This window comes from Gordonia sp. LMA167 (assembly GCF_058130025.1).
The window spans coordinates 3,429,465-3,448,198 of record NZ_CM176708.1; the positions used below are offsets into that span (position 1 = coordinate 3,429,465).

Below are 18,734 nucleotides of genomic sequence, written 5' to 3' on the forward strand. Positions count from 1 at the left end.
GTCACTACCATCGCAGAGAGAGGGCTACATCCGGAGATTCCGGGTCACTGTCTCTCCCGCGATGGGGTGAGTACCGTTGCCGAATATGACATCGCTTCTACCACAAGCGATTGCGCGATACTTCAGTACGTCGTCGTCGGCCTTCCCGGACACCGGTCAACTGGCCGACCCCGCAGAGATCAACGCTGACGACGTCGCTCGGGTACAACGCCACCTCGAGGTCGCCGAACGGCGCGACCCCGGTGAGCGGATCGTCGATGTCGTCTCCACCGAGTCCGGCGGGGTCGAGGTCGTCGTCGTCAACGACGACATGCCTCTGCTCGTCGAGGCGGTGCTGGCCACCGTCGAAGCGCACGACCTCGTGGTCAGCCGCATCGACCATCCCGTGATCCCGGTGATCCGCACCGACGGCGGTGCACTGTCGGATTTCGGTGACGCGGCCGGATCGACCGCGGTCGAATCCTGGATCTTTGTCGTCGCTCTGTCGCGGCAACCAGACTTCGACGTCGCGGCATTGAAACGGGATGTCGCGGAGGTCATCGGCCGTGTCGCCGATGTCGACCGCGACGTGTCGGAGATGCGTACACGCCTGACGGATCTGGCCACCGAATGCGCCGCGGCGCCGATGTCGACGTTCAGTGGCCTTCTGGTGGGCGACCGTGGCGAGTACGCACGGTTGCTGGAGTGGTTCGCAGGAAACCACTTTCTTCCACTCGGCTTCTCCCGCGTCGACGTCGACGGCGCCGATGTGGGGGACAAACTCGGCATCTGGCGCACCGAGACCGTGTCGTCGAGCTTTCCGATGGTGTCGGCGGCCCCGCTGCTACCGCAGGTGTCACGCGTGTATCTCGAGACCGGGATTCAGCGTTCGAACTTCCCGACGCTGCTGCAGATCCCGGCGTTCGGACCAGACGGCGAGCATGTCGGCGAATGTCGGTTCCTGGGTACCTTCACCTCCTCAGGTCTGCACCAGATGGTGCTCGACGTCCCAGTGCTGCGCGCCAAGGTGCACGGAGTGCTCAGTCGGGCCAACGTCGATGAGGATTCGTTCGCCGGGCAGGCGATGCTCGAGTTGCTGCAGAACTATCCGCTCGTCGAGATGTTCGCCGCCACCGACGAGGAACTCGGCCGCCGCGTCGAGGCGATGCTCGACGCGGTCGCGACCCGGTCGTTGCGGCTGTTCGTCCGCACGAATCCCGGCGGTCGGATGGCGTCGGCGCTGGTCTACCTGCCGCGTGACCGCTACAACACCCAGTCGCGACTGACGTTGCAGGCGGGGCTGCTCCGAGCGCTCGGCGGCACCGCCATCGAGTACACGGCCCGGGTCAGCGAGATGCCCCTGGCGCTGCTGCAGGTGCTCGTCCGCGTCGACCCGGACGTCGCTCGCTCGCTGGGCCCCCTGGACACCGGTAGTCAGCGCCACCAGGAGATGCAGGCACAGTTGGCCGACTCGATCCGCAGTTGGGATGAGCGGGTCCGCGAGCTCGGCGCCGCGGTGGCGACGCAAGACCGTTCACGACAGTGGCCGGAGGGGGGCGTCGATGCGGTGTTGCGCATCCTGCCCTCGCTGCCTGATGAGTACAAGGAACAACGCACGCCGCGGGCCGCACTCGCCGACCTCATCCACGTCGCCCAGCTCGAACCCGGTGACCTGACGGTGACCCTCGGTCGGCCCATCGTCGGCGCCGACGACGACGGCGACATCGCGTCCGGCACGATCGCCGAAGGTGGGGACAAGCGCGTACTGCGCTATGAGCGCTGGCGCTTCACGCTGTATCTGTGTGAGGAGACGGCGACGCTGACCGACGTCCTTCCGGTCCTGCACAGCATGGGGCTCGACGTGCTGGACGAGCATCCGTACCATCTCATCCGGTCCGACGAAACATCCTGCTGGGCATATGAGTTCGGAGTGAAGCTGGCAGAGGGCATGTCGGTCGAAGTCGACTCCCTCGATACCCTCGAGCATCGCTTCACCAACGCATTCCGGCAGATCTGGCGTCGCAATGCCGAGGTCGATGACCTCAACGAACTCATCATCCGATGCGGACTGGACTGGCGATCGGCGGCCATGATACGCGCCTACGGCCGTTACCTGAGGCAGTGCGGATTCTCTTACACCACAAGCCATGTCGCGGCAGTGCTGGGCGAACACGGATCGGTGACACGGGGTCTCGTCGAGCTGTTCACGGCCACCTTCGACCCGGAAACCGCCGACGACGAGCGGCGCCGTGTCGCGCTCGAACGGCTGCGGGAGGGTATCGGCACCGTGATCAGCCTGGACGCCGACCGCATCCTGTCGGCGTTCGCGGCGGTGGTGACGGCGACGTCCCGGACCAATTTCTACGTCACCGACGACGACGGGCACCGACCGGTGATGTCGTTCAAGCTCCGTCCCCGCGAGATCTCGCAAACCCCTCAACCCAGGCCGATGCACGAGATCTTCGTGTACTCGCCACGGGTCGAAGGTGTGCACCTTCGGTTCGGCATGGTCGCACGCGGTGGACTCCGCTGGTCGGATCGGCGCGAGGACTTCCGCACCGAGATCCTCGGTCTGGTCAAGGCACAGGCGGTGAAGAATGCGGTCATCGTCCCGGTGGGTGCCAAGGGCGGCTTCGTCGTGAAACGGCCACCGGCGCCGACCGGTGAGGCCACGGCCGATCGTGACGCCCATCGTGCCGAGGGCATCGAGTGTTATCGGGCGTTCATCGCCGGCCTGCTCGATGTCACCGACAACATCGATCGGCAGAGCGGGGAGGTGCTCCCGGCGCGATCGGTGGTGCGCCGCGACGGCGACGATCCCTATCTCGTGGTGGCCGCGGACAAGGGCACGGCGTCGTTCTCCGACATCGCCAACGACGTTGCCGCGCAGTACCGATTCTGGTTGGGCGACGCGTTCGCGTCGGGCGGTTCGGCCGGCTACGACCACAAGGAGATGGGCATCACCGCGCGCGGTGCCTGGGAATCGGTGAAGCGGCACTTCCGTGAGATGGGTGTCGACACCCAAACCCAGGACTTCACCGTGGTCGGCATCGGCGACATGAGTGGAGACGTCTTCGGTAACGGCATGCTGTTGTCCGAGCACATCAGGCTCGTCGCCGCTTTCGACCATCGGCATGTCTTCATCGACCCGAATCCAGACGCGGACACATCGTTTCGGGAACGAAGCAGGTTGTTCGCCCTGCCTCGCTCGTCGTGGGCCGACTACGACACCTCGTTGATCAGTCCGGGCGGCGGCGTGTGGCCGCGCGATCAGAAATCGATCCCGATCAGCTCCGAGATCAGGGCGGCGCTCGGTCTCCCGGACGACGTGACCGACCTCGCGCCTCCCGAGCTCATCAGATCAGTGCTGTTGGCGCCGGTCGACCTGCTGTGGAACGGCGGGATCGGTACCTACATCAAGGCGTCCACGGAGTCCGATGCAGACGTGGGCGACAAGGCCAACGATGCCATCCGGGTGGACGGGGGCCAGCTGCGGGCCAAGGTCATCGGCGAAGGTGGAAACCTCGGGGCGACCGAACGGGGCCGGATCGAGTTCGATCTCGCGGGCGGTCGGGTCAACACCGACGCGATGGACAATTCGGCCGGTGTCGACTGCTCCGATCACGAGGTCAACATCAAGATCTTGCTCGACGGTGCCGTCTCGTCGGGAGACATCGCGGCCGGCGACCGCAACCAGATGCTCGAGTCGATGACCGCCGAGGTCGGTGATCTGGTTCTCGCGGACAACATCTCGCAGAACTCGGAACTCGGATTCTGTCGGGCGGTATCACTCGACCGCGTTGACGTGCACGTCCGCATGCTCGCCGACCTCGCCCGCAACTACGACGTCGACCTGCGCCTGGAGGCGTTGCCCGAGCCGACTCAGTTGGAGAAACGATTCGATGGCGAGTCCCATCGGGGACTCACGTCGCCGGAACTCGCGACGCTGCTGGCGCATGTGAAGCTGGCGACCAAATCGGATCTGCTGGTGACCGACCTGCCGGACAACGACGTCTTCGAGGGACGTCTGGCCGGGTACTTCCCGGTGCCGGTACGCGAGCGCCTGGCGACCGGGATCCGAGCGCACCGGCTGCGGCGCGAGATCGTGACGACCGTGCTGGTCAACGACGTGATCGACAAGGCCGGAACCACCCACCTGTTCCGCCTCCGCGAAGGGGCCGCGGCGTCCACCGACGAGGGTGTTCGCTCCTACGTGGTGTCCAGTGCGGTCTTCGGTATGGATGAGTTGTTCGACCGCATCCTGCACGCGCCGGCGCCGGTGAACGTGGTCAACGAGATGATGTTCTACGCTCGGCGCCTGGTGTTCCGGGCGTCGCGCTGGCTGCTCGCATTTCGCCCACAGCCGCTCGCGATGGCCGCGGAGATCACCCGATACGGGGAGCGGGTCACGGAGTTGTCGGCACTCCTCGACAGCTGGCTGGGGCCGAGTTCGGAACTCGACGTCGACCAGCGTGTGAAGCATTATCAGGACGCGGGAGTGCCGCAGGATCTGGCGCACGATGTCGCGGTGAGCCTGCACCGGTTCTGCCTGCTCGACATCATCGACGCAGCAGAGATCGCCGATCGCGATCCGGTCGAGGTGGGGGAGGTCTACTTCGCCGTGATGGAGCATTTCGGCATCGAGGAGTTGTTGACCGCGGTCTCCGACCTCGAGTACGGAGACCGCTGGCATGCGCTGGCGCGCTTGGCTCTTCGTGATGACATGCACGGGGCGTTGCGTGCGATCACGCTGAAGATCCTGGAGGTCGGCGAGCCCGACGAGTCCGCCGAGGAGAAGATCGAGGAGTGGGAGTTCTCCCAGTCGGCGCGTCTGTCCCGCATGCGGACGATGCTGGCCGACATCAACGAACTCCAGATGCCCGACCTCGCGACCCTGTCGGTGGCGGCGCGACAGTTGCGCAGCGTGATCCGGTGACCTGCCGGCCGTCACACCGGCCGTGCATGGGGGTCTGGGCGAACCGGTGACTGCTGCGAGCCACTCGGTTTATCGTTGGGCATGACCCGGACCGCGCTACGAATCTGTCCATTGTGTGAGGCGACCTGCGGTCTCACCCTGACCGTCGACGACAACGAGAAGATGGTGACCGCGCGCGGCGACGCGGACGACGTCTTCAGTCACGGGTTCATCTGCCCGAAGGGCGCGAGCCTTCCGCAACTCGACAACGACCCCGACCGTCTCGATCGACCGCTCGTACGACGCGACGGCCGGTTGGTGGAAACCGACTGGGACGACGCGCTGGGCGTGGTCGTCGACCGGCTCGGAAAGATCATCGCCGACCACGGTGGCTCGGCGGTCGGCGTGTACCTCGGCAATCCGAACGCGCACACCGTGGCGGGCGCCCTGCATGCGCCGGTGTTCGCGAGAACGATCGGCACCAAGAATGTGTTCAGTGCCAGCACACTCGACCAGATGCCCAAACAGGTGGCGCTCGGCTACCTGTACGGCAACCCGTTCGCCTTCGCTGTGCCGGATCTGGACCGGACCGAACATCTGGTGATCATCGGTGCCAATCCCGTCGTGTCCAACGGAAGCGTCACCACCGCTGCCGACTTTCCGGGAAAGCTGACCGCGCTGCGCAAGCGGGGCGGACGGCTGACGGTCATCGACCCGGCCCGCACGCGGACGGCGAAACTGGCCGACACCCATATCGCCCCGCGTCCGGGCTCCGACGCCGCGCTGTTGTTCGCGGTGGTGTACACGCTGTTCGACGAGGACCTGATCGCCGACGATCTGGGTGGCATCGCGCAGCATGTCACCGGGGTCGACACGCTGCGTCGGGAGGCCGAGCACTTCGCACCCGAACAGGTGAGTGCCCACTGCGATGTGCCCGCAGCCGTCATCCGCGATCTCGCCCGTTCCATCGCGTCGTCGTCGGCAGCGGCCGTGTATGGCCGGATGGGTACCACCACAGTGGATTTCGGCACGGTCACCAGCTGGCTCATCGACGCGATCAACGTGCTCACCGGCAACCTCGACAAGCCCGGCGGTGTGATGTTCCCGACGCCACCGACCGCGCCCGCGCCGCGTCCGCCGCGACCGGGCAGGAAGTTCCGGACCGGCCGCTGGCGCACCCGGGTGTCCGGACACCCGGAGGTGGCGGGCGAGTTGCCCGCGGCGGCGCTGGCCGAAGAACTCGACACGCCCGGGGAAGGGCGACTGCGCGCGCTGGTCACCATCGGCGGTAACCCCGTGCTGTCCGCGCCGGACGGTGAGCGTCTCTCGCGTGCCCTCGAGGGTGCGGACTTCGTGCTGTGCATCGACCCGTACCTGAACGAGACCACCCGTCACGCGGACGTGATCCTGCCGCCGCCGCCGCCGTCACAGGCCCCACACTTCGACTTCGTGCTCAACAATCTGGCGATCAGGGCCACCGCACGCTATTCGCCCCCGGTGTCGCCGGCCACCGATGGCCGCCCGGACGAATCGGAGATTCTCTGCCGGCTCGTGCTCGGTCTCGGCGGGTTCGGCATCGACGCCGACCCTGCATTGGTGGACGAGCAGGTCATCGGCATGACCCTGTCGAAAGAGGCGTCCGATCCGCACTCGCCGGTCGCCGGTCGCGACATCGACTCGATGGTCGCGATGCTGCCCGACGCCCCGGGTTACGAACGGCGCCTGGACATGATGCTGCGACTCGGGGCCTACGGAGATGCGTTCGGAGAACGTCCCGACGGGCTCACTCTCGCCACGGTGAAGGAATCGCCGCACGGTGTGGACCTCGGGCCCATGCGGCCCCGACTCCCCGGCGTGCTGCGCACCGAATCCGGGAAGATCGAACTCGCTGCCGACGACCTTGTGGGCGATGTGGCCAGGCTGCGCGCCGATCTCGACCGGACGGTCGACGGGTTGGTCCTCATCGGTCGGCGCAACCTGCGGTCGAACAACAGTTGGATGCACAATCTCCCCGGGCTGACCGGCGGCAACAACAGATGCACGCTCCATGTGCATCCGGATGACGCCGCTCGGCTCGGGCTCGACGACATCGCGATCGTCCGGGGACCAGGCGGGGAACTGAAGGTGCCGGTCGAGATCAGCACCGACATCCGTCCGGGCGTGGCCTCATTGCCGCACGGGTGGGGGCACGACCTCGAAGGCACCCGGCTGAGTGTCGCAGCGACCGAGCCAGGAGCAAATGTCAACCAGCTCAACGACGGCTCGCGAATGGACCCGCTGTCGGGAACCGTGGTCCTCAACGGGCTACCGGTGGAGGTCGTTCCCGGCTGATCGGCCTCACGATCCGTGCGGTGCCCTTGCGTAGGGTTGGACCCGCGGCATCGTGTCGTGGCCGCGTCGACGACAGGGAAGGAGCACGCGTGCTCTACGAGGACGAGGGAACGAGAACCGAGGCCGGCTACGTCGTCAAGGTTCCCGTCCGATGGTCCGACATGGACGTGTTCGCGCACATCAACCATGCGCGGATGGTGACCCTGATCGAAGAGGCGCGTATTCCGTGGCTGTTCTACGACGAGCGTCCGACCGCGGCGTTGCGAGTCGGCTGCGTGGTGGCCGACCTGCACGTGAAGTATCGGGAGCAGGTGCGTCACGACGAAGGACCCATCGTGGTCACCATGGTCGTGGAGCAGTTGCGCGCGGTGGACTTCACCGTCGGATACGAGGTGCGCCGGGACGGCGACGACCCGGCCGGCAAACCTGCGGTGACCGCCACCACCCAGCTGGTGGCCTTCGACGTCGATGCTCAGCGTCTGCGCCGGCTTACCACCGAGGAGAGGGACTATCTCGCCTCCTTCCGGCGCGACCCCACGGTGGGCCGGTGACCGCGCCCGAACGCCACATCACGCTCGCCGGGCCGGGTGACCGGACCGATACGATGGCGTTCCTGGGCCGGGCACTGCGACTCGACGACACCGCGGTGGTCCGTGTCTCCGCGCGGCCGGACGGTCTGATCGGCCTGTGGGTCAACACCGGGTTCGACGTGCTCGCGAGCCGATCGGTCTTCGGACAGATGCGGCCGTCCGACATCGTCTGTGACGCAGCCACATTGCGGATGTCGCTATCGTCGGCCACGGCCGGCTCCGCGGTGGATCCGGGGTTCGGTCTCGACAGTGCGTGGCGCGGGGCCCTGCCGGCAACGACCGGATTCACCCAGCTGGACGATGTCCCGGCGCGCAGCGTCGTCGAGTTGTCCAGGGGCGGAGCTCAACTCGCCCGGGATGAGGGCAGCGCGCACGGACCCGCCACCGGATTGCTCGATCAGGACGTGCTCGACGTGATGTCGGCGGACGGGAAACAGCGTGCGGCGGTGTCGATGCGGTCCCTCTTCGCCCTGACCGCGATGGGCTTCATCCGCGATGCGGACGGTCGTGAGGTGACCGAGACATCGTCGATCGAGCTCATCGATGCATCCGAGCCGGTTCGAATCCGTCTGTCCGGAGCGTGGATTCGGATCGACGCCCGCTTCGGCTCGGTGTTCCAGCGTCGCGAACGCCTCGCGATGACTCCCCTCTGACGCACGGCGTCCTCGCGTCCACGCCCACCCGGCGACACGTCGGCGGCCCAGCCCGTTCGTCCGTCGGTTCTGCGTTCGTCCGCGCGAGAAAATGTGAGGACGAGCGAAGATGCGACGGATGAATTGCGGGTGGATTTTGTTCTTTGTGTTCAGCATTCCCACGTATTTCTGAACACAATGAACGTAATTCGTAAATAGGTCTTTGGTCCCTAATCATTCTGCGCTGAGCGATGCACGATGAGTGAGCAAGAAAGAACAACTCATCAATTCCTCAACGAAGCGGAAAGAAGAAATGACCACGAACGACGATCCGACCACCACTGCTGCGGCCGAGCGCGCCACCAAGCGGCGTCGCCGCAAGGCGTTACTTGCGTCAGGAGCGGTGCTCGGCGTCGGTGTCGTGATCACTCTGGCGGCGTGGAACGACTCGGTGTGGGGCAACGCGATGTTCGGCACCGGCGAGAACTCGTGGAACGTCGAGGCCTCGTTCGACCGCGGCGGTACCTGGGCCGAGTTCGTCACAGAAGACGATTCCGGCACCATGCAGTTCAACCTGGATTCGCAGGCTGACCCGGCTGCGTTGATGCCTGGCGACTCGGTCACCGAGATCGTGGGTCTGCGAGAGACCGAGCGCAACATGGACTCCAAGATCATCGTCAGGGCCCCGAAGGTCAATGCCAACACGCTCGCCCAGGCATTGACGGTCAAGATCGAGGATCTGGGCGCGCTGCAGAGCGGTAACGGGAGACCCATACTCGCCGAGACCTCACTCGCGGGCGGTCAGGATTCCGCCGAGATCACCCTGCCCAAGGGGGGCGAGACGTTCCTGAGGTTCACCGTGACGCTGCCGAACGGGACGCAGCCGTCGAAGTTGGCCAAGACCGTCGACGCAGCATGGCAGATCACGGCCGAGAGCCTGGACAAGTAGTCGATTTCCATGGCGGACGGACCGGGCCGCGCATCGCGGGGGATGCGCGGCCCGGTCCGTGCCCACGGCCATGACGCGCCGTGCACAGACGGCTTCGACGACCGGGTATCTCAACCCCGAGCCCACCCGTACCCACCCACCTCTGACCGGGCAGTTCCCGATGACATGCATCTATCCACCACCTGACATCACACCGTCCACCACCGCCAACCGAGCCACCCGGCGCAGCCGCCGTCGGCGCGCCGCGGCAGCCGCGATCCTCGCCGCATCACTGAGCGCCACACTCGTGGCCCTGCAGGTGCCCGGCAAGGCCGGCGCGCAACCGGTTGCCCCTGCGCCGGCAACAACGTTCAACCTGTTCATCCCTGGTACGTGGGAGACCGATCAGTCGGCTGATCCGCACACGGCCACCGGGATGCTGGCGCCGGTCGCACAACGCATCAAGCGTGACCACGGCGATTCCGCTGTGATCGAGTTCCTGCCGTACGTGGCACGCGCCTTCGACAACGGGCAGAGCTATGCCGCGAGCAAGGCGTCCGCCGTTGCCAGTGCGTCGGCGGTGTTGCGTGACTACGCCGCTGCCCATCCCGACGCCGACTTCACCATCAGCGGCTACAGCCAGGGTGCGGATGCCGCAGGCGATCTGGCCTCGGCCATCGGCAACGGGGAGGGCCCGATCCCGGCCGACAAGGTCCTCGCGGTCGGGTTGCTCGCCGACCCGCGGGCCGGCACTGCTGGTGAAACGGTCGTGGGGCCGCGCCGTGCGGGCACCGGTATCGCAGATCCCCGTCCCGAGGGCATGGGCGCGCTGTCCGGCCGCGTCGACACGATCTGCGACCCCGAGGACCTGTATTGCTCGGTCGACAAGGCCCGCAACCCTCTCATCGGCAAGATCGGCACGCTGTTGGGTTCGTCCGATGAGGAGGCGGCGGTGGCTGTGGCCGAAGCGGAGGACGCCGCGAGTGTGCTGACGCCGGTCGACCTCCCCGCGATCATCGATGCGCTCAACCGCCTGCCACGGACGGTGGCCGTCGGCGATCTGACCGCGGCACACGTCATCGCCGGCGACCTCAACAATCGGCTGCATCCCTTGGTCGAGCTCGCCGCGCGCGTCGACTACGCGACGGTCTCCAAGGTGCTGGCTCTGATCCCGGACGAGACAGGCTTCACCAAGGTCGCCTCACTGCTCACCGCCATGCTGGCCCGCCTCGACATCGTCCGGGCCGCGACCCTCGCCGGTGACGTCCAGGAGCTGGCCTGGACACTGATCAACCCCGCGGACCCGGCAGCGACTTCGCAGACCGCCACGTCCACCGACTCGATACCCGCCGATGGCGCACCCGGCGACCCGTCGCCATCGGCACCCGGCGAGCCGGCGCAGAGCCCAGGGGCAACGGCCGCGGCGACCCAGAATGCACAGACGGCTCGTCCGGCCAGGAGATCGGATTCCTCCGATTCTGAGCCCCGACCAACACCTGCTGTTCCGCCACCAGCAAGCCCTCCGGCCGCCGTCGGTCCGGCGGCACATGCGGACCTGTTGGCCCGCCTTGCCGAGATCGGCAGCGAAGCGGCCATCCTGGCCTCCGAATTCGTGAGCGGTACCCATGTACCCGATGGCGCAGTGACGAGCATCGGTAGCGACCTCGCCGGTATGGCGGCGGAATTGACCCGTATTGTCACGGACTGCGCAATCTCCGATCCGGCCACCCTGATCCGAGATGCCATCAGCGCCGCAACCTTCTACACCGACCAGAGCCACGCGAGCTATGACTCACTCGTCGTCGACGACCAGGGGCACGACGCCGTGGACTGGCTGGGAGCGTGGCTGTCCAGCAGCATCGACGAGGCCGACGCAGGACCTCCGTGATTCCGCGAGCTCGCCCCTCTCGGCGCGCCGGTAGCTCTCTTCTCAGGGGCCGGCGAGAAGGGGTGAGCGATGTCTTCGAATGCCCTACGAGATGCAATTCAGATGATCCGGTGAACATTATGAACGAAACCGTGTTTGGCTGCGAAATGCCTTCAGTTCGCCGTTCATGGAGAGTAACTCACTAGCTGGTAAGAACGCTTTTTGGTTCACGACGATAATGATTCGACTACTCAGAGAAAAGCCAAGGAAATGACCACCACCGAACCACTTCTCCCGAACACGAATACCCGACCCGACGATGCGGTGCCGGCGCGGCCGCGGCGCACGGTGGGGTCGGTGATCGAGAGCGTGGTGTTGAACGTGCTGGCGGTGTTCGGTGTGCTGTGCATCGGTTTGACGATCATGGCGTTCGTCGGGAGTTATTCGATCATCATGTTCAAGACGGGGTCGATGTCGCCGACGATTCCGCAGGGATCTATCGCGATAGTGCACGAGATCGCTGCCCCCGACATCAAGGTGGGCGATGTGGTCACGGTCGATCGGCCGGGTGAGAAGCCGGTGACCCACCGCGTGATCGAGGTGCATCCGCAGACCGGTCAGGAAGTGTTGATCGCGATGAAGGGTGATGACAACCCGATTCCCGATCCCGGCATGTATCGGGTGACCAGTGTGCGCAAGGTGATCTGGAGTGTGCCGGCGCTGGCGCGCCAGATCGTGTGGTTGTCGAATCCGTTTGTGCTCGGCGGGATCACCCTGGCAGCAGCACTGTTGGTGCTGTGGTCATTCTGGCCACGACGACTCAACTGAGCATCGCGTTCGACCCGTATTTCTACTGCTGTTCCAATCCTGTTCCTTCTCAAACGAATCGAGATACTCCCTGCCGGGAGGCCCGTCATGACCCACCGTAAGTTGACCGTTCTCATCGGTGCGCTGGCCGCGCTCGCTGCCGCGCTGTTCGCCTCCCAGGCCGGTGGCGTGCTCGCCGCATGGCAATCAGCAGTCTGGGGCGGTACACAATTCGGACGCGGCGAGTACACCGAGGGCTACACGCGAGCGGTCGCCGCGCACGGATCCATCAACGGCCGTGCTGTCTCTGCGGCTTACGCCGAGCACACCCACGAGAACCCGGGCAGCACCATCACCGGCTGGCAAGACGACTCGACAACCGCGGTCATCGGCATCAACAGCCTGAAGGTATCCGGCAACGTGACCGCCAGTCACGACCCGACAGGATCTGCGGATAACACGATCGCCAAGGCGGAGATCAAAGATCTTGCTCTGAAACTGACCAACCTGTCGTTGGGCCCACGGGTGAAAACCACCGGTACGCTGATGGCAAGTGCATGGTGCCCGCTCGACGGAAGCCGTCCGTTGGCCATCGCGGCTCGCGGTGGCACCGTGGAGGTCGCGGACCACACCATCGCGATCCCGTCCGCGAACTCGTCGACGCCGATCGACCTGAACTTCCTCGACCCGATGCTCGGGCAGCGCCGCGTGCGCGGCGAACTGATCACCACGGTGACCACCACATCGCAATCGGCCGGCTCCGCACTACGCCTGGTCGCCACCGAAACAGACATTCTCGGTTTCGAGAAGTGGACGATGGACATCGAACTCGTCCGCGCCGAATGCGGTATCGACGTGCCCATGCCCGCCTTCGGCTCCGCGGTCACCTCCGCTCCGTCGAGTCTGAGTGACGAGCCGGACGCCGAGGAGCCCGACGAGTTCACGATCGAGGCACTCGATGACGAGGACTCTTCGGAAGGTGACGTCGAGCAGGCCGATACCGGGGAAACCGATCCCGAAGCAGCTGACTCCGAGGGAGCCGTCGTCGAACCCGACGTCGCGGATGAGAAACTCTCAGACGCTCAGGCAGCCGAAGCGGAAGCGAAGGCGCTGGGTCCGCAGGCGCCCGTCGACGTCGCACTGAACGTGCCGTTCGACGTGATCGCCACCGACGGAACCAAACTCGGCAGAGCGACCATTCACGAGGTCGATGCGAGCACGCCGGCACCGGGTGATCCGGTCACCGTGGCTGTGCGGATGACGGTGGACACCACCGACCATGATGGCGAGAGCCGGTTGTCGACTCTGGCCGCCGACAGCTTCCGTCAACTCGTCGGCGGGACTCCGAGTCCGGTCCAAACGGTGGCGACCACCCGCGGGCCTGTCCTGCCGGCCAGCGTGCAACCCGGGACCTCGAGTACCGGCTGGGTCACGTTCACCACCCAGCCCGATACGGGCTCTGCCGCTTGGCAGCCCGCGGGCACCTCGGGGTTCACCTTCGCGCTGCCCGCCCCGACAACACCCAATCCGCCGCCGGTGACCAACCCGGAGACGCCACAGGTGCCCGATCAGCCGGGCGACCCGGACGGTCCGGACCCCGGCACTCCCGACCCGGAACCCGACGAGCCGGACGTCGAGGAGCCGGAGGCGGACACAGAAACCGAAACGGAGACCGATACGAAACCGTCGACGTCATAGCAGCCCGATCACAACCGGAGGGGCGGCGAGCACACCTGCTCGCCGCCCTCTTGTTCAACTCCGAAAACACCTCCGTTTTGATTCATTCATTCGGGTTCATTTCTGCAGTCCGAAATCGCCGGAGTTTTCCCTGAAATCGCGCGAGAACGAATCCTGCTCTGAACACAATGAACGTAAATCGTAGTTGGGTCTTTGGTCCCTAACTATTCTCTGCGGGGAGATGCACGATTAATGAGTAAGAAGATGAAATACTGACCAATCCACGAGAAAGAGAAAGTTGAAATGAGCACGAACAACGATCCGACCACCACTGCCGCGGCCCAGCGCGCCACCAAGCGGCGCCGGCGCAAGGCACTCCTCGCGTCGGGCGCGGTGCTCGGTGTCGGTGCCGTGATCACTCTGGCGGCGTGGAACGACTCGGTGTGGGGCAATTCGATGTTCGGCACCGGCGACAACTCGTGGAACGTGGAGGCCTCGTTCGACGGGGGCACCACCTGGGACGACTTCGTCGAGCAGGGCGACGCCGGCTCCATGCAGTTCAATCTCGATCAGGTCGATCCCGGAAACCTGATGCCCGGTGACAAGGTGTCCGCTGTGGTCGGTCTGAAGGAGACCGATGGCAACATGGATTCCGAGATCACCGTGAAGGCTCCCGTGGTCAGCCCGCTGCCGAACACTCTGGCCGACAACCTGTTTGTCGAGATCGAGGATCTGGGCAGCCAGAAGGGTGGCGCCGGAACCATCATCCTGCTCGACTCCGCGTTGTCATCCGGCAACCATTCCAATACCGTCACGCTTCCCGCGGGCACCACGAAGTACTTGAAGTTCACCGTGGAGTTGCCCGACGGCACTCAGCCCTCGAAGCTGGCCAAGGAGGTCAACGCATCCTGGGAGATCGATGCCCTCAGCGTCGACAACCAGACTCCGTAATCGGCTCTGGACCGCGACATCACTCGGGGCGCGCACCGCGAAGACGGTGCGCGCCCCGACTGCACACCTGACCCTGGAAGCACTGAGAAGATCGGCGCCGGTATTCTTCCGTCGGTTTCGTGTTCGTCCGTGCGAAATAGCGCGCGAACGCATAGGGAACCGACGGAGGAAAGCCGGCGGGCGCGATGGCTCCTGCCGAAAAGCGGGTCAGACCAGCCAGGCGGCCGAATTCGGCGCCAGCTGCCCGTCGATGAGCGGATAGCTGCTCAGCAGGACCTCGCCGGGCGGCAGCGGGACCGGCACATCACTGGTGTTCAGGGCGCAGGTGAGGTGTCCCTCGGACCGCCGAAACGCCAGGCAGCCCTCCGGTGCGCCATACCATTCGACCGTGTCGCCCGCGAATTCTTCACGCTCGTATCGCATCTCGAGCGCCTGACGGTACAGCGACAAGGTCGAACCGACGTCCTCGAGCTGTGCCTCCACGGTGAACCGCGTCCAGGAATCGGGAATCGGCAGCCAGGTGTCCGGGGCGGTGCTGAACCCGAATGGCGGCTCGAATCCCTCCCACGGCAAGGGAACCCGGCATGCGTCGCGTCCGCGCTCGGCGTGGCCGGACCGCTCCCAGACCGGGTCCTGCAGCGCCTCGTCGGGCAGGTCGGCGTTCGGCAACCCCAATTCCGCGCCGTTGTAGATGAAGACCGTGCCCGGCAGCGCAAGTTCGACGAGGAGCATTGCCCGCGCCCGCAAGATCCCCAGATCGACGTCGACAACGTCTTCGGACAATTGCCCGTATCGGGTGACCTCGCGGTCGACATCATGGTTCGACAATGTCCACGTGGGTGTGCCGTTCACGGACAGGACGGCTTCCAGTGAGTTCTCGATGGCGCCGCGGATCGACTCAGGGTCGAACGACGCCTTCGCCAACCGGAAGTTGAAGCCGAGGTGCAACTCGTCGGGCCGCAGGTACTCGGCGAATCGCTCGTTGTCGTCGACCCAGATCTCGCCGACGTTCGCGGCGCCGGGATATTCGTCGAGGACCTTGCGGATCTTGCGATGGATGTCGTGCACCGCGTAGTTGTTGAACCGCGGGTCATCGTCCTTGTTCTCCAGCAGGCCGACCGTCTCGAGGTCCATGTCGGGCAGATCCGTGGGCTTGGCCATCCCGTGGGCGACGTCGATCCGGAACCCGTCCACGCCGCGGTCGAGCCAGAATCGGAGAGTCTTCTCGAGATCTTCGAAGACCTCGGGGTTCTCCCAGTTCAGATCGGGCTGCTCGGCAGCGAAGATGTGCAGGTACCACTGGCCCGGAGTCCCGTCCGCGGTCGGGACCCGCGTCCACGCGGGCCCGCCGAACACGCTCTGCCAATTGTTGGGCGGCTCGTCGCCGTTCTCCCCGAGGCCGTCGCGGAAGATGTAGCGGGCACGCTCCGGGCTGCCGGGCTCGGCGGCCAGTGCCTCGACGAACCAGGCGTGCTGGTCGCTGGTGTGGTTGGGGACCAGGTCCATCGTGACCCGGATGTCGCGGTCGTGCGCGTCGGCGATCAGTTGGTCGAACAGTTCGATGTCGCCGAAGATCGGATCGATGTCCCGTGGATCAGAGACGTCGTAGCCGTGATCGGCCATGGGGGAGCGCATGATCGGGCTCAACCAGATGGCATCCACACCGAGGAGTTCGAGATACCCGAGCTTGTCGATGACCCCGGCGAGGTCGCCGATGCCGTCGCCGTTCAGGTCGGAGAACGATCGCGGGTAGATCTGATAGAAGATCGCCGATTTCCACCAACTGGTGTCGTTGGGATCGAGCTGGGTGGCCGTGGATGCAGGCACAGGCGCTCCGACGGAATTGTCGGCAGTCTCCTCGGCCCCGTCGGACTCGGCCTGGTCGGACTCGGCCTGGTCGGACTCGGCCTGGTCGGACTCGGCCTGGTCGGACTCGGCCTCCTCGTCAGACTCGGCCCCGTCGGCTACATGCTCGTCGGCTACAACCTCGTCGGCCGATGACTCGTCTGCCTCGCCTGCCTGCTCGTATGTTGCCTCTTCGTCTGTTGCCTCTTCGACTGCTTCGTCGGCTACTGCTTCGTCGGCTACTGCTTCGTCGACTGGGGCTTCGTCGGCCGGGGCTTCCTCGACTGGGGCTTCATCGCGGTCGCCGTCCTCGTCGCCACCGTCTGCCGACTCGTCGGTCGCCGCGAGCGCGCTGTCGCCATCGCCCTCGGTACCGGTCGGCGAACCTGCTGCATCGTCGTCAGCGGTGTCATGTTCTTCGGCAGCGGAGTCGCTGACATCCACGGTGTCGCCGTCATCGAGATCGTCAGAACTGTCGACATCCTCGACATCGCCGTCCGTACCCGAAGCGCGGTCATCTGCCCCGACTTCTTCGTCCCCGACTTCTTCGTCCCCGACTTCTTCGTCCCCGACTTCTTCGTCGCCGATCTCATCGGCCGGCGCCTCGTCTGTGTCAGGAGTATCAGCAGAATCAGTCGTCTCAGCAGAATCGGTCGTCTCAGCAGCGCCTGACACCTCAGAGGTCTCACCGGCCTCGCTCGCACCGTTGTCCGTGGTCTCGCCCTCGGACGACGGAATGCTCTCGTTGTCGCCGGCATCGGCGGCCGATGCCTCGTGGGCGCCGTCGGGATCCGGCTCGGCGGGGACAACGTTCGATGTCTCGTCGCTCACCGTCGTCATTGTGCCTTACCTGTGTTTTCGGTGAGAACTACAGGTCGGGTCGGCGCGTCGCGGCGACGCGGGTGGCGTGTCAGATGGGCGAGTTCATCATCGAGTTCGCGGCCATCTCCATGTAGTCGACAAGTGCCCGACGGTGTGGGTCGTCGAGGGTCTGCGCGTCGATCGACGCGATCGCGGTGTGCATACACCGCAGCCAGGCATCGCGCTCGATGGGGCCGATGCGGAACGGGTGGTGCCGCATGCGGAGCCGCGGATGACCTCGCTCGTCCGAATAGGTGCGGGGGCCGCCCCAATACTGTTCGAGGAACATCCGGAGTCGTCGCTCGGCCGGGCCGAGATCTTCCTCCGGGTAGAGGGGGCGGAGGACCTCGTCGGCGGCGACCTCTTCGTAGAACCGGGCGGTGAGCTTGTGAAATGTATCCGCCCCGCCGACCTCGTCGTAGAAGGTGCGCTGCGTCGCGGGAACGCTTGATGAGATGCCGCCGGGGATGTCTGTGCTCACGCCCCCATTGTCCTGACGAGCGCGGTGGTCCTCAACACCGTGGCGCCGGTGACACGACCGTCATCGGGTGTTCACGTTGCCGACCTGCGTTGACACGCAGAATTGTCGTGCAATCGTTGGTGTTCCATGGTCAACTTGACCTCGTCGGTTGCAGGCGGGAGACGCGTATGACGAGTAGGGGCGCAGGGAAGGCGGCATCGGCCGACGGTGCCCGTCAGCGTGTCCACGCGCTGACCACCGTTCCTGGGGGCCGCGCGGGCCCCCACTCGGACACCGTGAGCACGCTGGGTCCGGCCCACTCGGGATCGCTCTGGGGACGCAGACGGGTGCTCCTGCTCAACGCCACATACGAACCACTGACCGCGGTCTCGTTGCGGCGTGCGATCGTGCTCGTGCTGCGCGAGCGGGCCGATGTGGTCCATGCCGACGACACCGGCCTGGCCGTTCATTCCGCCGACCTCTCCGTGCCGATTCCGTCGGTGATCCGGTTGCGTAACTTCGTGAAGGTTCCCTACCGCGCCGTGATCCCGATGACGCGCGCCGCCCTGATGCACCGGGACCGTTTCCGCTGCGGGTATTGCGCGGGCAAGGCGACGACGATCGACCATGTGGTGCCACGGAGCCGCGGAGGCTCGCACACATGGGAGAACTGCGTCGCATGCTGTGCGAGCTGCAACCACCGCAAGGCCGACCATCTGCTCAGCGAATTGGGCTGGACCCTGCGCATCAACCCGACGCCGCCGAAGGGGCGCCACTGGCGACTACTGGCCACCGTCAAGGAGATCGATCCGGTGTGGTCGCAGTACATCGGCGAGGGTGCGGCCTGAGGAATTCGGTTGCCCGACCGGTCTACGACGCACCGTAGGGGTC

At 65.6% G+C, this 18,734-nt stretch carries 12 protein-coding genes; 10 read left to right on the forward strand and 2 right to left on the reverse strand.

Going from position 1 to position 18,734, the window contains the following annotated elements; genetic code table 11:
* The first annotated feature begins 85 nt into the window (after positions 1-85).
* The 9 genes from ACVT6V_RS15450 to ACVT6V_RS15490 all read left to right on the forward strand — a co-directional run bounded on the left by ACVT6V_RS15450 (position 86) and on the right by ACVT6V_RS15490 (position 14,677).
* Complete coding sequence (locus ACVT6V_RS15450; protein ID WP_489900663.1) at positions 86-4,915, forward strand: NAD-glutamate dehydrogenase; 4,830 nt, start codon at positions 86-88, stop codon at positions 4,913-4,915.
* A gap of 81 nt (positions 4,916-4,996) precedes the next feature.
* Complete coding sequence (locus ACVT6V_RS15455; protein ID WP_489900664.1) at positions 4,997-7,225, forward strand: molybdopterin-dependent oxidoreductase; 2,229 nt, start codon at positions 4,997-4,999, stop codon at positions 7,223-7,225.
* An 89-nt stretch (positions 7,226-7,314) separates the two neighbouring features.
* Positions 7,315-7,776, forward strand: coding sequence for an acyl-CoA thioesterase (locus ACVT6V_RS15460; RefSeq protein ID WP_489894208.1), 462 nt, complete (start codon positions 7,315-7,317; stop codon positions 7,774-7,776).
* On the forward strand, positions 7,773-8,468 hold the full coding sequence (locus ACVT6V_RS15465; RefSeq protein WP_489894210.1) for a DUF8010 domain-containing protein: 696 nt from the start codon (positions 7,773-7,775) through the stop codon (positions 8,466-8,468). Before ACVT6V_RS15460 ends, ACVT6V_RS15465 begins: the two co-directional genes overlap by 4 nt.
* Before the next feature lie 292 nt (positions 8,469-8,760).
* A complete protein-coding gene (locus tag ACVT6V_RS15470) occupies positions 8,761-9,396 on the forward strand; it encodes a SipW-dependent-type signal peptide-containing protein (protein WP_489894212.1) in 636 nt (211 codons plus the stop codon).
* A 160-nt stretch (positions 9,397-9,556) separates the two neighbouring features.
* Positions 9,557-11,263 (forward strand): cutinase family protein, encoded by a 1,707-nt coding sequence (locus tag ACVT6V_RS15475; protein WP_489894214.1) that lies wholly within the window; start codon positions 9,557-9,559, stop codon positions 11,261-11,263.
* A 249-nt stretch (positions 11,264-11,512) separates the two neighbouring features.
* The gene (locus ACVT6V_RS15480; protein WP_489894216.1) at positions 11,513-12,070 is read left to right on the forward strand and encodes a signal peptidase I; all 558 of its coding nucleotides are present in this window, start codon (positions 11,513-11,515) and stop codon (positions 12,068-12,070) included.
* Between the two features lie 87 nt (positions 12,071-12,157).
* Complete coding sequence (locus tag ACVT6V_RS15485) at positions 12,158-13,747, forward strand: hypothetical protein (RefSeq protein ID WP_489894218.1); 1,590 nt, start codon at positions 12,158-12,160, stop codon at positions 13,745-13,747.
* A 282-nt stretch (positions 13,748-14,029) separates the two neighbouring features.
* Positions 14,030-14,677, forward strand: a complete 648-nt coding sequence (locus ACVT6V_RS15490) for a SipW-dependent-type signal peptide-containing protein (RefSeq protein WP_489894219.1) — start codon at positions 14,030-14,032, stop codon at positions 14,675-14,677.
* Between the two features lie 207 nt (positions 14,678-14,884).
* On the opposite strand, the gene ACVT6V_RS15495 is transcribed toward ACVT6V_RS15490, so the two are convergent.
* Both ACVT6V_RS15495 and ACVT6V_RS15500 read right to left on the reverse strand, forming a co-directional pair.
* Positions 14,885-16,504, reverse strand: a complete 1,620-nt coding sequence (locus ACVT6V_RS15495) for a glycoside hydrolase family 13 protein (protein ID WP_489900830.1) — start codon at positions 16,502-16,504, stop codon at positions 14,885-14,887.
* A gap of 928 nt (positions 16,505-17,432) precedes the next feature.
* The gene (locus ACVT6V_RS15500; RefSeq protein WP_489894220.1) at positions 17,433-17,864 is read right to left on the reverse strand and encodes a globin; all 432 of its coding nucleotides are present in this window, start codon (positions 17,862-17,864) and stop codon (positions 17,433-17,435) included.
* 167 nt (positions 17,865-18,031) lie between these two features.
* Between ACVT6V_RS15500 and ACVT6V_RS15505 the strand changes: the two genes are divergently transcribed.
* The gene (locus ACVT6V_RS15505; protein ID WP_489894221.1) at positions 18,032-18,691 is read left to right on the forward strand and encodes an HNH endonuclease; all 660 of its coding nucleotides are present in this window, start codon (positions 18,032-18,034) and stop codon (positions 18,689-18,691) included.
* Positions 18,692-18,734: the final 43 nt, after the last annotated feature.

Coding starts and splice junctions, on each gene's coding strand:
- ACVT6V_RS15505 (WP_489894221.1), top strand. CDS start 18,032: ATGACGAGTAGGGGCGCAGGGAAGGCGGCATCGGCCGACGGTGCCCGT.
- ACVT6V_RS15470 (WP_489894212.1), top strand. CDS start 8,761: ATGACCACGAACGACGATCCGACCACCACTGCTGCGGCCGAGCGCGCC.
- ACVT6V_RS15475 (WP_489894214.1), top strand. CDS start 9,557: ATGACATGCATCTATCCACCACCTGACATCACACCGTCCACCACCGCC.
- ACVT6V_RS15485 (WP_489894218.1), top strand. CDS start 12,158: ATGACCCACCGTAAGTTGACCGTTCTCATCGGTGCGCTGGCCGCGCTC.
- ACVT6V_RS15480 (WP_489894216.1), top strand. CDS start 11,513: ATGACCACCACCGAACCACTTCTCCCGAACACGAATACCCGACCCGAC.
- ACVT6V_RS15455 (WP_489900664.1), top strand. CDS start 4,997: ATGACCCGGACCGCGCTACGAATCTGTCCATTGTGTGAGGCGACCTGC.
- ACVT6V_RS15490 (WP_489894219.1), top strand. CDS start 14,030: ATGAGCACGAACAACGATCCGACCACCACTGCCGCGGCCCAGCGCGCC.
- ACVT6V_RS15450 (WP_489900663.1), top strand. CDS start 86: ATGACATCGCTTCTACCACAAGCGATTGCGCGATACTTCAGTACGTCG.